The sequence below is a fragment of the Paenarthrobacter sp. YIM B13468 genome, from assembly GCF_042788025.1.
Taxonomy (GTDB): Bacteria; Actinomycetota; Actinomycetes; order Actinomycetales; family Micrococcaceae; genus Arthrobacter; species Arthrobacter aromaticivorans.
This window is the reverse complement of the sequence record NZ_JBHZPI010000014.1, coordinates 112860-126947: the sequence shown is the minus strand read 5'-3', so window position 1 is coordinate 126947 and position 14088 is coordinate 112860. Positions and strand designations below refer to the sequence as shown.

Annotated in this window: 12 protein-coding genes; 6 read left to right on the top strand and 6 right to left on the bottom strand. The window is 61.8% G+C overall.

Translation table 11 applies throughout. From position 1 onward, the window contains the following. Nucleotides 1-172: 172 nt before the first annotated feature. From ACFX4T_RS14695 to ACFX4T_RS14670, 6 genes are all read right to left on the bottom strand, one after another. Nucleotides 173-2851, bottom strand: coding sequence for a polysaccharide lyase 8 family protein (locus ACFX4T_RS14695; RefSeq protein ID WP_377652507.1), 2679 nt, complete (start codon nucleotides 2849-2851; stop codon nucleotides 173-175). A 63-nt stretch (nucleotides 2852-2914) separates the two neighbouring features. After that, a complete protein-coding gene (locus ACFX4T_RS14690; RefSeq protein ID WP_377652506.1) occupies nucleotides 2915-3928 on the bottom strand; it encodes a hydroxyacid dehydrogenase in 1014 nt (337 codons plus the stop codon). Further along, nucleotides 3925-4839 (bottom strand): carbohydrate ABC transporter permease, encoded by a 915-nt coding sequence (locus tag ACFX4T_RS14685; RefSeq protein WP_377652505.1) that lies wholly within the window; start codon nucleotides 4837-4839, stop codon nucleotides 3925-3927. Before ACFX4T_RS14685 ends, ACFX4T_RS14690 begins: the two co-directional genes overlap by 4 nt. Then, a complete protein-coding gene (locus ACFX4T_RS14680) occupies nucleotides 4836-5783 on the bottom strand; it encodes a carbohydrate ABC transporter permease (RefSeq protein WP_377652504.1) in 948 nt (315 codons plus the stop codon). The genes ACFX4T_RS14685 and ACFX4T_RS14680 overlap by 4 nt, the downstream gene beginning before the upstream one ends. A 59-nt stretch (nucleotides 5784-5842) precedes the next feature. Further along, complete coding sequence (locus ACFX4T_RS14675) at nucleotides 5843-7150, bottom strand: ABC transporter substrate-binding protein (RefSeq protein ID WP_377652503.1); 1308 nt, start codon at nucleotides 7148-7150, stop codon at nucleotides 5843-5845. Nucleotides 7151-7269: 119 nt separating this feature from the next. Beyond that, the gene (locus ACFX4T_RS14670) at nucleotides 7270-8394 is read right to left on the bottom strand and encodes a substrate-binding domain-containing protein (protein WP_377652502.1); all 1125 of its coding nucleotides are present in this window, start codon (nucleotides 8392-8394) and stop codon (nucleotides 7270-7272) included. A 220-nt stretch (nucleotides 8395-8614) separates the two neighbouring features. On the opposite strand from ACFX4T_RS14670, the gene ACFX4T_RS14665 reads away from it, so the two are divergent. The 6 genes from ACFX4T_RS14665 to ACFX4T_RS14640 are packed head-to-tail and all read left to right on the top strand — an operon-like array spanning nucleotide 8615 to nucleotide 14047. Then, nucleotides 8615-9556, top strand: coding sequence for a 3-carboxyethylcatechol 2,3-dioxygenase (locus ACFX4T_RS14665; RefSeq protein WP_377652501.1), 942 nt, complete (start codon nucleotides 8615-8617; stop codon nucleotides 9554-9556). After that, nucleotides 9553-10413, top strand: a complete 861-nt coding sequence (locus ACFX4T_RS14660) for an alpha/beta fold hydrolase (RefSeq protein WP_377652500.1) — start codon at nucleotides 9553-9555, stop codon at nucleotides 10411-10413. Before ACFX4T_RS14665 ends, ACFX4T_RS14660 begins: the two co-directional genes overlap by 4 nt. Beyond that, nucleotides 10413-11213, top strand: a complete 801-nt coding sequence (locus ACFX4T_RS14655) for a 2-keto-4-pentenoate hydratase (RefSeq protein WP_377652499.1) — start codon at nucleotides 10413-10415, stop codon at nucleotides 11211-11213. The genes ACFX4T_RS14660 and ACFX4T_RS14655 overlap by 1 nt, the downstream gene beginning before the upstream one ends. Next, nucleotides 11206-11658 carry a nuclear transport factor 2 family protein gene (locus tag ACFX4T_RS14650; RefSeq protein WP_377652498.1) on the top strand — a complete coding sequence of 151 codons (453 nt, stop codon included), beginning with the start codon at nucleotides 11206-11208 and terminating at the stop codon, nucleotides 11656-11658. Before ACFX4T_RS14655 ends, ACFX4T_RS14650 begins: the two co-directional genes overlap by 8 nt. Continuing rightward, a complete protein-coding gene (locus ACFX4T_RS14645) occupies nucleotides 11655-12407 on the top strand; it encodes an HpcH/HpaI aldolase/citrate lyase family protein (protein WP_377652497.1) in 753 nt (250 codons plus the stop codon). The genes ACFX4T_RS14650 and ACFX4T_RS14645 overlap by 4 nt, the downstream gene beginning before the upstream one ends. After that, entirely contained in the window at nucleotides 12404-14047 is a 1644-nt protein-coding gene (locus ACFX4T_RS14640) for a bifunctional 3-(3-hydroxy-phenyl)propionate/3-hydroxycinnamic acid hydroxylase (protein WP_377652496.1), read from the top strand. Before ACFX4T_RS14645 ends, ACFX4T_RS14640 begins: the two co-directional genes overlap by 4 nt. Nucleotides 14048-14088 lie beyond the last annotated feature (41 nt).

The following is a 14088-nucleotide window of genomic DNA, read 5'->3' as shown; positions in this document are numbered from 1 at the left end:
ATCTGTTCGCTGCCACGCTGCAGCCACCCCAGCGTAGGCATCAGATGTGATCTGCGCAACATTGCGACGGCGCGAGTTCGCAACGCGTTCCCCTCACCGGTCATTGTCAGCAGCTTGTGAAGTCGCCCCGACAGGGTGGCTGGTACGGGTCCATCCACCCTGTCGGGAGGCGTTAGCTAATGCGCGCGACCAGGCGGGAGGCCAGGTCTTGCATGGCGGCGTAGGTAGCCGGGTCGAGGTTCTGCTGCGAGCTGGCAATCCGGGCTTTGAAGCCATCGAGGTATTCCTGGCTTTCCCGGCTTTTCCTGTCGGCGTGGGCGAGTTTCTTCAGCCATTTGTCGAGGTCATCGTAGAGCGGTTTGGTGAGTTTGCCGGCGTCGTAATCGCGTAAGAGCCGTTCCCTCACGATGGTGGGGGACAGCACGTATTTGATGCGGGCGGATCGGCTGCTGCCTGCGGCGTTGGCAACGTCTACGGAGATGCGTGTTGCGCTTCCGTTTTTGGTGATCGTGACGCCGTCGTCGGCCGATACCGTTTCTGCCCCGGTGATGTCCAGATCGAGGACGACGGTGCTGGCCAGCTGGGTTGGGTCGCTGACGGAAAGGCGCAATTCCGTGTCCGTTTCTTCAACGATGACCGCGCACGGCTGCTGCGCGGTGATGAATGACGTGGTGCCCGCGGTGAAGAAGGCTACTCCGAGCTTTCCAAAGGTTTCATGGCGTGCGGCGTGCACGGTCGCGGACCGCTCAACCACCCGGATGGGCAATTTTTGGGCGTAGGCACGGGTTTGTTCGGCCGTTGCCTTGGGCAGGAGGACGTAGCCATAGTGGTCTGCTCCTGCCGTTCCGTGTTCGAGCCAGAAGGTGGCGAACGTGTTGGTGAATGATGCGGAGGTTCGGTTGGGGCTGATATCGGAGAGTTTGCCGGTTCGTTCTTCCCGCAGGACGTTTAGCGTGGTGGGCTCGGTGAGGACGTAACCCGCTGCGTTGTCCAGGTGCGCCCACGTGGCGCCCGTCTGTTTGATGGGACCGTTGGTGGTGAGTGCTTGCCCGTCGATGGTGATGGTTGCGCTGGAGCCGGTTCGACGGTTTTCGATGATTGTCTCGAGTGTCCGGCCTGGGTCCCCGGTGATGCCGTCGCCCAGGCAAAGGATCTCATTGCCGAAGAAGAACCAGGATTTCCGGCATTGCAGTGTGGAGGGGGATTCTGCCTTCAGCCGTAAACCGGCGAGGCCCCAGTTTGAGTCTGCAACGCCTCCGGCCCAGTAATCAGGGTTGTGATATTCGGCGCGCCACGGAACCGTGACCCGTGTGCGGGTTACGGTGTCGATCGTGGTTCCGGGGATCCGGTAGGGGTCCACCGTGAACCAGTATCCGTTGCCGAATTGAGTGGGGTCGTCAGTGTAAAGGTAGAGGGCGCCGTCGGCGGTGTACCAGCCGGCCAGATTTTCATTGTTGCCGGTTTCGTAGTTGGAGATGCGAGGGGAGTTCATGGCTACGGCGGCTGCGAACGTTTCGTTGCGGTGCAGGACCCTGTCCATGGATCCGAAAACATGGGTGGTGACCAGCGGTCCGCGGGGTGCCACGGCCGCGTCGTTGACGAGTGCCCGTGCCATGCTGAAGGCCGCCAGGGTGAAGCCAGCCATTGGGTCATCGCCCTTGTCGCCGGTGAGTTCCTGCTTGAGCATGGCAGCGAGCCGACTGCGTTGGTCTCCTGTAGTCGTGTCCAGCAGCGGCAGTGCAGCGGCCAGGACGCCGTGTCCGGCACCGTGGTCGCCGTCGGGAGAGAAAGCGACGTTCCGGCCCCGGACGGTGTCCATCATGAGTCCGTTCCACATGAAGGGTTCAAAGGAATCGTGGATCCAGTCATAAATGATGTTCGTATCAATGGAGGCACCCAAGGGAACGGTTCTGAGGATGGTGGCCACCATGGACGTCAGAAGGCTTGCCCCGTAGCCTCCGACGTAGGGGAACTGGCCGTGTTGGATGAATGAACCGTCCGGATAGAAGCCGTCATAGCTGAAGAAGGCTGCTTCATCCTTGTTGCCGTCGATCGTGCCCACCGCGACGCCCGCTGGCTTTGCGTAGGTCATGAGTGAAGCCAGGCTGTGCAGCGCTGCCGTGACCGTGGGCATGTCACCGGACAGTACGCCACGGCCGCTGAATCCATCTGCGACCAAGGCCAGGTTGGCGGCGGCGGCCTCTGTGCCGGTAGTCGGCATTTGGGGTACGTAGTGCGCCTCTGCGGCCACGTAGGAGCTGATCTGTTCGGGCGAGAGTTGATCGAAGAGCAGGACCACGGCGTCATTGATGGCTTGGGGCGTGGCGATCTTCCACTCGTACCAGTTGTCGTATGCGGTTCCGCTGGTGGTGTAGGCATTGGTGCACAGCCAATCAAGACCGTTCACGATTGTCGCGGCCAGCCCGGTGTCGTGATACGTAGAGGATCCGGTTGCTGCCCAGGCCATGGCCATATCGCGGAGTCGGCGGGCGGTGTTGGTGACGTTCGAGGATTTGATACCCAGAGGCAGGTCCGCCCACAAGGATGTGCGGCCCGATGCGGTATTCATGGAGGTCTGCCATTTCCGGCCGGTGGTAGCTACAGCGGTCAGCCGGGATGCGAAGGCTGGATCGGCGGGGTCGTAGCCACCGCCCATCAGGGCCTTTTGCCAGGCTTGGCGGGCGGCAATGAAGAGGTCATCCGCCGCGGATGCGCGTGGTGCTGTCAGTGGGAGAGTTCCGAGCACGGCCGCAGCGACGGCGCCGAACTGCAGCAAGGTCCTACGGTTCAGGACTATCGGGGTTGCCCGGCGGGTGTTCTTAGGGGCGGTTGAATTCGTGGTGTGTTCCATTGATTCGCCTTCGATGTAATGGGGAATGACACATGTCACGGACTTGGTATGTGGTGAGGCGGCCTACGCCGTGATTGCGAGATCTTCGGCTTTCAGTTGGTAGGCGAGGGGCACGCCGCGGGATAGCCGGAGTGCTTCCTGCACGGCGCTCGCTGCCATGCGTTCGAGCTCGGTGCCCAGCGACCCCGCCACGTGTGGGGTGAGCAGCACGTTGGGGTGTGAGTAAAACCGGGACTCTGCCGGTAACACCCAGGGCGTGGTGACGTCCAGGATGGCGTATAGGTCACCCTGTTCCACTCGCGCAAGAAGTGCTTCCTGGTCCACCAGCTCACCTCGCGAGGTGTTGATGAACGTGGCTCCCGGCCGCATCCGTTCGATCAGTCCTGCATCAATGAGGTTCTTCGTGGAGGGGAGCGACGGCGCGTGGAGGCTCACGACGTCGCTACTCGCCACGAGCTCGTCCAGGCTGAGGAGCCCGACGCCGAGTGCAGAGGCCTCCGAGGCGCTGAGGTATGGGTCGGCGACCACCACTTCCAGCTCGTAGCCAGCCAAGAGGCGAATGACGTGCCGGCCAATCTTTGAGGCTCCAATGATGCCGACCCGCTTGCGGTAGTTTCCCATGTCTGGAAAGAGCTGCTCCGCAGGTACTGCCGTCCGGGTGGAGTGCAGGGCTTGGGCGATTTGGAGCACTTTCTTGTTGGCCAGGACGATCATTGCAACTGTGTACTCGGCAACGGGGATGGCGTTGGCATCAGCGGCGGAGCTGATCTGGATGCCGCGTTCCCAGCAGGCGTCTCCAATGTGGTGTTTCACGGTGCCTGCAGCGTGAAGGACATAGCGGAGGCGGGGTGCGGCATCCAGGACCGCGTCGTCGATCATCGGACATCCCCAGCCAGTAATGAGGACGTCCGCTTCCACCAGGACAGCCCGGCCTTCCGGTGAGTGGAAGTCCTCAATCGGGTCATGACTGAGAAGGTTCAACGAACGTCCCAACGGATCAAGGCTGGTCGGCGGAAAGACAGTGCGTGCTGTGCTGGCGGGCATCGCCAGGGCCACGTTCAGGGAGTTGGTGCTCATTTGACGCTTCCCGCGCTGAGTCCTGACTTCCAGAACCGCTGCAACATAACGAAGGCAAGCAGGAGCGGGACAATCGAGAGCAGCGACCCCGTGATGACCATGGGCGTAAATTCCGGTTGTGGCACGGAGTAGCCCTGCCAGATCGAGATACCGACGCTGACGGGCAGCAATTTCTGGTCTTGGAGCATCACCAAGGGGAGCATGAAGTTGTTCCACACTCCCACGAACTGGAACAGGGCAATGGTTACGTAGCCGGGCATCATCATCGGCAGCCCGAGGGAGAAGAATGAACGGATCGGACCCGCGCCGTCCACACGGGCGGCTTCCAGGGTCTCGCCAGGGACGTAGGCGGCCGAGTACACCCGGGCCAGATACACCCCGAACGGGTTGCAGAGCACCGGGATGAGGATGGCCCAAACGGTGTTGGTGATGCCGAACACCGAAGCCAACAAATACATGGGCAAAACGGTGGCGGTGTTGGGGATAAGGACGCCTACCAGGACCACTCCGAAGAAGGAATCCTTGCCGCGGAACTGGAACTTGTCGAACGCGTAGCCTGCCATGACGGAGAAGAGCCCGCCGAAGACCGCCCCGAACGCGGCGTAGAACATCGAGTTCGCCATCCAGCGCAGGAACACGCCGCCGTCCTGCCCCAGAACGGCAGCTACGTTGTCAAGGAAGGCGGGTTGGCCGAACGCGTACGCTCCGGTGCCATACAGGTCAGCGGTGTTCTTGGTTGAGGCGATGAAGAGCCACAGGACGGGCAGGACCATGTACGCGCAGCCAATGACCAGCAGTGCGTTGACGGTGAAGGTGCCGGTGAACCTGCGGCCGCGTTTGGCGTTCCGGCGTTCTGATGCCGTTGTCTGCGGTGGCGTGGCGTGTTGTCTGGGCATGGTACTGGTGCTCATGCTTTGTTCATCCTTGAGCTGAAGCGGGTCACGGCCCAGGACAGCACGGCGGCCAGGAGCGCGATAATGATGGACGCTGCCGCGGCCTGGTTGAGGTTATGCCTGTTGAATGCGGCGTCGTAGGCCCACATGTTCGGAACCCAGGTGCTGGTGACGGAGGCGGTGGCTTTGCCGATAATGGATGGTTCGGTGAAGAGCTGAAGTGTGCCGATAACCGTGAAGAGCATGATGACGCTCAGGGCCGGAAGTATCAGCGGCAGCTTGATGCTGATGGCGGCACGGATTTCGCCGGCGCCGTCTACCCGTGCTGCTTCCAAAACCTCGCGGGACACAGCCTGCAGCGCCGTGAAGAGAATGATGACGTTATAGCCGGTCCACTCCCACACGGAGATGTTGACGATGGAGGGAAGGATCATGTGGTTGTCCAGGAAATTCAGCGAGATCCCGCCTGATTCCAGGACCGACACGATCGGGCTAACCCCCGGCGTGTAGAGGTAGGCCCAGATCAGGGCCGCGATGACACCGGGCACTGCGTGGGGGAGAAAGACAAGGAGCTGGAAGAGCTTCCTGGCACGAGCGACGCCGGCGTCCAGCAAGAGCGCGAACGCCAAGGCGCCGCCCATCATGCAAGGTATATAAATCAGACAGTAGAGGGCGAGTCTGCCGATGCCGCCCACGAAGCTTTCGGATTGCAGGACCTGCAGGTAGTTCTCCAGACCGACGAACGAGGTCTTGGCCTCGCCGAAGCCAAGACCGGACTTCTGCTGGGCGAAGAAGCTCAGCACAATTGAGTAAACGACGGGCGCCACCATTGCGAGGGTGAAGACTGCGAAGAAGGGCGTGAGGAACAGCGCCGCCGTGCGGCCGCCCGTTCCGGACATTGAGCGTTGCTTGCGGGCACTTTGGCGGGCCCCGGCGGTTGCGGTGGTTTCTTGGGTGACCATGATTCATCTCCTCGGGCGGGGTGGCTCCGGGACCCCCGAAACCACCCCGTCGTAGGGCCCTACTCCTTGACGGAGAGGCCGTTCTGCTTGAGTCCGGCCACTGTTGCGGTTTGTGCTGTGTCAACGGCCTCCGTGATCTTGCCGCCGGTGGTCAGCTTGCCGTATGCGTCCTTGAGGGCCGTGTTGGTAATGTCCCAGTTCGGTCCCCACTGCCAACCGGGCGTGATGGTGGAGTAGGCCTTATCAAAGACCGAGTAGATGTCGTTACCGAAGTAGCTCGCGTCGTAGGCCCGCTGGGCTACAGGTGTGAGCCCGGGGAAGGCCAGGAACGCGGACCCGGTGTTGCCGCGTGCCTTGATGGCATCGGAATTGGTGGCGAGGTATTCGATGAACTTGGCCGCCGCGGCGGGGTTCTTGCTGCTCTTGGTGATATTGAACGTGGAGCCGCCGTAGAAAGCGTCCGAAGGTGTTCCCCAGTTGGGAACCTCAGCCGCGATCCACTGGCCCTTTTGCCCGCTGGCTTCGGTACGCTTCTGAATTCCTGTTGCGCTCCAGTTCGCGCCCAGGACACCGACGACGGCGCCACTGGCCAAATCTGCGCTCCATTCGTCGCTGAAGGATTGCTGGACCTTGACGATCTTCTGGTCAATCAGCTTCTGCCAGTAGCTGGCGACCTTCTGGGTTGGGTCGTCGTTCACTCCGATCTTCCAGCTCTCCCCGTCGGTGCCGAACCACTTGGCCCCTGCCTGCCACGCCAAGGCGCCGGTCAGCGAAGCTTCGTTAGGGTTGAAGCTGGCCAGGAAGGAATCCGGCGCGACCGCCTTGAGCTTCTTGCCCGCCTGTTCGAACTCATCCCATGTCTTCGGAACGCCTACACCGGCCTTGTCCAGCATGTCCTTGCGGTACCACATGATCATCGGGGCAGCATCGTAAGGCAGGGCGAAGGTCTTATCGCCGAACTGCACCAGGGACTTGGTTTCGTCCTTGAGCTTGTCCACTGTGGCGGACTTGTTGATCAAACCATCAAGTGGCTGGAGCTGGCCGTTGCTGACAAATTGCGGCAATTGCGGATATTCAATCGTTGCGACATCCGGTCCATTGCCTGCCGTGACGGCGGTGGAGAGCTTGGCGTAACCGCCTCCGGAACCGTTGGGCACCGTCTCGAAGTTGACCTTGATCTTGCTCTGGCTGGCATTGAACGCGGCAGCAACCTTGTCCATCCCGGCCAACGGGGACCAGAACGTGATGGTCCCTGAAGGGTCTTCAGTCGGCGTTGGCGTGGCTGCCGTCGTGCTGCCACAGCCGGTAACGAGGGCAGCGCTGGCCATCAGGCTTACCGCTCCAAGCAGAAGCTTGCGACGCTTCATTCTGTTCTCCTTTGAAGTTCACGATGCGAAGTCGGGGTGTGCTCTACGGCACATTTGACTAATCACCATTGAAATCGCCACATATGAACAAATTCAACGAAGTGAACAGGAGTGAACATTCAGGTTTGGGTCGAGTCCCGGACCATCAGCGTCGGAGACAAGTTCACGCGCTGCAGCGCAGAGGTGCTCCCGCGTCTTGCGCCAATCCGATTCAGGCACATCACCATCGCCTGATGCCCGACGTCGTACTTCGGAGGCGCCACGGCCGTCAACGGAACGGCCCCCAGGGAGGCGATTTCGTCGTCGTACGCAATGATCGCAAAGTCCTCAGGGACGCGAAGCTGCCGCTCTTGGCAAGCGCTGGCAAACTGGAGGGCGTCCTCATCGCTGTGGACTATCGCGGCCGTGATCCGGGTTTCGGTGCACCAGTCCAGGATTCCGTCAACCACCAGCCGGTGGGCCTTCGGATCGTTCTGCGCCCGGGACATCGTGCGAACCATGGAGTCCCGGTTAGGATCCGAGGCGCCGTGAGTATGCGCGGCCCGCTCCATGGCTCGACGGTAGCCGTCAATCAGCTGCGACGCCGTCGGGCTGTTCTCGCGCAGGCACAACGCGATCTTCCGGTGGCCGAGACCCAGCAGATGATTAACGGCGATCTCTGCCCCACGCGCATGGTCACTCCGCACGGCTTCGAGCGTTCCATGATCCAGGGCGTTATCAATGGAGCGCTCGACGACGATCACCGGCACCTCCGCTGCGGCCAGCAGGTCCAGCGTTTCTGTGCCAGCCAACGACTCCTCGCTCGGCGTGACCAGGATCCCGTCCACCCCATGTTCATAAAGGCGGCGGAGCTGACGGCGTTCCTCCTCGCCCGAATAGTTTGATACACCAAGTACCAATCGCACACCCGCTTCCTGGGCGGCGGCCTCGGCGCCGCGGATCACTCCCGGGAAGTAGTACGACGCCGACGGAACGATCATCCCGATCGTCGCCAAAGGCCGCCTCCCGCCCGGTCGCCAGGAGGTGGAATGCTGTACCGTCGCGCTGCTTCCGGTTGTTCGGCCCCCGGCAGGAACGGCTCCCCCATGCACCCGTTCGAGCAACCCCCGCTCAGCAAGTATCGCGAGATCCCGCCGTACTGTCATGCCGGAGGCTCCAAGCTTGGCCGCAAATTCGGCAGCATTCAGGGAGCCGTGAAGGGCTAATTCCCTCAGGATGAGCTGTTGACGATCCTCGGACAGCATGTAGGTCCCCGCCTATCAAGTTCATTTGTGTTCAGTTTGTTCATTATGAACTATGCAGCAACAGAGCCTTGGGCGGAGCCCGTTCAGGGCGGCCTGCTCATCGAGTTCGGCGCCGGAGCCAGGGGCGCAATGCTGAAGGTGAGCTATTGCTAATGACGAATCTAGAATCTACACTCTAGAGAAAGGCCCAGTGTGGTCGAAGTCACTGAAAGGGAAAGCAATGTCGCTTGCACTAGCAGCGCTGTCACACGCGCCGTCATTTGGAAACGTCGATCCGGGTGGGACGATCTTCGCCGAAATCAATGAAGCCTTGGGAGAAGTTCGCTCGTTCGTCGAGGACTTCGCGCCGGATGTCACGGTCATCTTCGGCCCGGACCACTTCAACGGTGTGCTCTACTCGATGATGCCGCCGTTCGCCATTGGTGCGCAGGCCGTCGGTGTCGGGGATTATGGAACCGGTGAAGGCGCCCTTCCCGTCGATTCCGAGACTGCTCGCGAACTGCACGCGCTGACCATCGCCCAGGGAATCGACATCGCCCGTTCGGAGCGCCTCGAAGTTGACCATGGAGTCATGCAGCCGCTGGAATTCCTGTACGGCTCAGGCTTCACCAACCCGTTCGTTCCCGTGTTCGTGAACGCGATCGGCAAGCCGCTCACCCCCATGGCCCGCATCCGCCTGATGGGTGAAGCCTTGGGCCGCGCTGCCCAGCAGTTGGATAAGCGCGTTCTGCTTGTGGCCTCCGGCGGGCTCTCCCACAACCCGCCGATTCCCGAGTACGACGGCGCGCCCGAACCCGTCCAGCAGCGTTTGGTCTCCTATTCGCCGTCGAAAGAAGACCGGGCAGCCCGCGAAGGAAAGATTATTGAGGGCATCCAGGCCATTGCGGATGGCCGCGCATCCAGCGCTCCCCTTAATGAGGAATGGGACCAGAAGCTGATGAAGGTGTTCCGTTCAGGGTCATTGGCCGACGTGGATGGCTGGGACAACGACCAGTTCATTGCCGAGGGTGGCAGCGCGGCGCATGAGATGCGTTCGTGGATCGCGGCCTACAGTGCCTTGTCGACGGCGGGCGACTACAGCATGGTGGTGGACCGCTACTGGCCGGTTAAGACCTGGGGCGCCGGCTTCGGCATCACAGCTGCTATTCCGCAGAACGCATGAGCCAGGTAACCATGTGGGGCGAGATCGCCGATCTCTCCCACACCCTCGAATATGTCCAAGTGGGACCATGGCGGACACGGGTCCTTACCGTGGGTGCCGGGGAGCAGACCCTGGTCCTCCTCAACGGCACCAGCGGACACATCGAAGCGTGGACCCACAACATCCGTGCACTGGCCCAGAATTACCGGGTTATCGGCTACGACTGCCCCGGACACGGGTATTCAACGTTGGCTGAAGCTGACCTGGAGATCCCTGACTACGAGGAACACCTTCTGGGCCTCCTGGACGTGCTCGGCCTGGACAAGGTGCACCTCCTGGGTGAATCACTCGGCGGGTGGATCGCCATCAAGTTCGCCGCACACCACCCCGAGCGCCTGCACACGATTGTCCTGAGCGCTCCCGGCGGCCGCATGGTGGGTTCCAAGTCCATGGACCGTGTCAGCCCGGTGAGCCGCAAGGCCGTGGAGGATCCCAGTTACGAGAACGTCAAGGCCCGGCTCCAGGTGGTCATCCACAATCCGGACCAGATCACGGACGAGCTGGTGGAAGTACGCCGCGCCATCTACGGTCGGCCCGGCTTCATTACCTCCATGGAGCACATCATGGCGCTCCAGGTGCCGGACATCCGCGCCCGAAACCAAGTGACCAAGGAAGACTACGCTGCAATCCCGGTGCCGGCACTGCTCGTGTGGACGGACCATGAGCCCACAGGCGGTGTGGCAACCGGCGAGACCCTGGCGGCGGCAATTCCGGACGGTGAATTCGCGCTGATCCGTAACGCCGCCCATTGGCCGCAGTGGGAGGATCCCACCACGTTTAACGAAAAAGCACTCGACTTCCTCAGCAGAAAGGCCTGATGCAGATGTCGGACATCATTACGGAGATCGCTGAAGATCTCTACAAGGCGCGGACAACGCGCACCCCGATCGAGTTCGTCCGCCACCGGCTGCCGGAGAAGGACAAGGACGCTGCCTACCGCATCTCCGAGCTCGTCACCCAGCAGCGCGAAGCCGCGGAAGGCCGCCGTCGTGTTGGCCGGAAAGTTGGTCTGACCAATCCCGTGGTCCAGGCGCGTGCCGGTGTGGACGAACCCGACTACGGCATCATCCTCGACAATATGGTCTTCGAATCCCCGGTTGAGCGGCCTTCATCAGCGTACTTCCACCCCAAGATCGAAGCTGAGCTCGCCTTCGTCCTGAAGTCCGACCTCCTGGATTCGGATCTGGCATCAGTGGAAGCGGCCATCGACTACGTGACGCCTGCAATGGAACTGGTTGACAACCGCTATCACAGCTACAAGATGGGCATTGTTGACACGATCGCCGACAACGCCGCCTGCGAAGGAATCGTCACAGGTCCGGTTCGCATCCCTTACGGCGAAATCGATCTGAAGCAGGTCGAGATGGTCCTCTATCGCGGTGACGAAGAATTGACGCGAGGCCTTGGCGGAAACGTCATGGGCGATCCCATCAACGCAGTCCAGTGGTTGGCGGAGACGTCGTTGAGGATCGGCAAGCCCCTCCGTGCTGGAGAAATCCTGCTCTCCGGATCCATCGGCCTGATTGTGGACTGGGACCCCAACGTTACCTACACGGCGAAGTACTCGCACGGGTTCGGCGACGTCGTCGCGCACCTGACGGAGGCTGTCCATGCGTAAGGTAACGGTCGAAACGCGCGTAGCCATCGAGGCACTCGTCGCGGAATTGCTGTGGCGCCTCGATCATGGCAGGGCGGACACTACATGGGAGCTCTACACGGAAGACGCTGTATCCACCGGTCCCTTGGGGGACATGGATGGCCGGGACGCCATCAAGGCCTGGGGCGAACGTCGCGCCAAGGTCACGGGCGTAGTGGGCCGCCACCTCATCGGCGGCATCCGGTTGGAATGGGTAGGGGAGGAACTCCACGGTTGGACCCAGTACCTGACGTTCCGGGACTCTTCGGAGAACCCGCTTATGCCTGCCAGCGTGGGTGAATTCCGGGAGGTCTACCGGAAAGTGGACGGGGAATGGAAGATCGCGCGACGCGAGATCAACCCCATCTTCGGCGGAATGAACGCTGCCGCGCACGCCAAGCGCCTGACGGAAAGCGCCTCGAAATGAAGTGGGATAGCCGCGGGGGCCGGCCGCCGGCACTGTTGCATCAGGCCATCCCTTCCCTCTCCGTCACGGAGTGGGCGCTCGCTGCCGGATACGACGGTGTGGTTGTTGACCTGCAGCACGGCGAAGTGGGGCTGGAAGCAGCCTGCAACATGCTGCGGGCGGCACCCCGCGACTCGGCCTACAGCTATGCCCGCGTAGGAAGCCTTGATCCGGCCCCCATCCTTCGCCTACTCGACAGCGGTGCACGCGGAATCATCGCACCCACCATCGAGTCGGGTGAACAAGCTCGAATGCTGGTGGAAGCTACGAAGTACCCCGGCGTGGGCAACCGTAGCCTCGGTCCCAGCAGGCCTGCCCTATATAAGGGAGAGTCCTACACCGAAGCGGGCAACCGTGCAGTGTCTACCATCGCCCAGATTGAAACGGTGGCGGGCCTGAAAAACGCGGAAGAGATTGTCACGACTCCCGGCCTGGACTCCATTTACATCGGACCGGCGGACCTGGCAGTGTCCTTCGGCCTTCCGGGCAGGGGAGACTGGGAAGACGGACCCGTCCGCGAAGCCATCATCCAATTGGCCGCCTTGACGAGGGAACACGGCGTGACCCTGGGCATCTATTCGGGCTCCGGTACCTACGCCGCCGACCTTCTTGACCGGGAACTCGTGGACTACGTCGGCCTCGGCATCGACCTCGTATTCCTTAGCCGTGCGGCACAGGAATCCATCAAGACCCTGAGGGGCACAGAATGAGCGACCGCAAGGACGTTATTATCATCGGAGCCGGCCCGGTCGGTTTGACCCTGGCCAACCTCCTTGGCCAGTACGGCGTAAGCACGGTGGTCTTTGAAGGCGGTGACGAACTCATTGACTACCCGCGCGCCGTCGGCATTGACGACGAGGCACTCCGGACCATGCAGACCATCGGTTTGGTGGACAAGGTGTTGCCGCACACGGTGCCGGACCAGAAGATCCGGATCGTCAACGGTGACCGCAAGATACTGGCGGAAATCAACCCCACCACCCGTGAATTCGGCTGGCCCCGAAGGAACGGCTTCATCCAGCCCCTGGTTGATAAGGCCCTGCTGGAAGGCCTGGCGCGGTACCCCCATGTGGAGGTGCGTTTCGGTTGCCGGGTGGAGGCTTTCGAGTCGGATTCCGACGGCGTCACCGCCACGGTCAGCACGCCCACCGGTGAGGAACGGGTTACGGCCAGCTATGTCGTGGGTTGCGACGGCGGCCGCTCGCTGACCCGTCAGCACTTGGGGCTTAAGTTCGACGGTGAAACCCGGTCGACGCGCGGCCTCGTGATCGACGTCGCGAACGATCCGATCGGCACCCCGCACGCGGTATTCGGCGGAGACCCAAGCCGCGGCTACGCAACCCTCAGCCTGCCCCACGGTATCCGGCGCTGGGAGTTCACGCTGTTCGAAGGGGAATCGGAAGAGGTGGCCGAGGATGATGCGTTTGTCTTCTCGCTTCTTGCCCCCCACGTCCCTGATCCCGCGCGCCTGAACATCATCCGCCGTCGGGTCTATGCCCATCACGCCCGCGTCGCGGAGAAGTTCCGTGTGGGACGTTTCCTGCTGGCGGGCGATGCCGCCCACGTCATGCCGGTTGTGGCTGGCCAGGGATGGAACTCCGGCATCCGGGATGCGTTGAACCTCGGCTGGAAACTCGCCGCCGTCGTCCAAGGCAAAGCCAGCGAACGGTTGCTTGATTCCTACGAAGACGAGCGTCGGGAGCACGTGAAGGCCATGGTGGCATTGTCACTGAACATGGCTAACCTGGTGACGGACCACAACAGGCTGCGTACGGCTGTCCGGGATATGGCTGCTGCGGTGGTGGACCGGCTTCCCAAGGCCCGTGCCCGCCTGAACAGCCAAGGCTATAAACCCATGCCTAAGTACGATCACGGAATTGTGGTTCCATCGAAGCTCCCCACATGGAAGTCTTTGCCGGACAGGGAAGACGCACCACGTACGGTCGGAATGCTGTTCCCGCAGCCCACAGTCCGCAATGAGGACGGCAAGTCGGTCCTGCTGGACGACGCCACCGGCCAAGGCTGGCGGGTGGTGGTCTGGAACAACGATCCCACGGCGTTCGTGAGTGAGGTTGCCGCAGAGAAGCTTGCGAGGCTTGGCGGCGTCCTCGTGCACGCAGTGCCGGCCACGCAGCTGCCGTGGGCCAAAGCAGCTGCTGCGCCTGGAGTCCGCGTCGTGGGCGACGAAAGCGGGGTTTTGAAGTCCTGGTTTGACGAGCGGCCCTTCTCGGCAATCATCGTGCGGCCGGACCATGTGGTGGCCGCGGAGTGCCTCGCCCAGGAACTGGACGACGTTTTGAACAAGGTTTTCACTGTGGCGACTGTCACTTTCGAACCACAGAACGCATAATAAATCTAAGAATGCATAATCCATTGACAAAGGCGTTATCG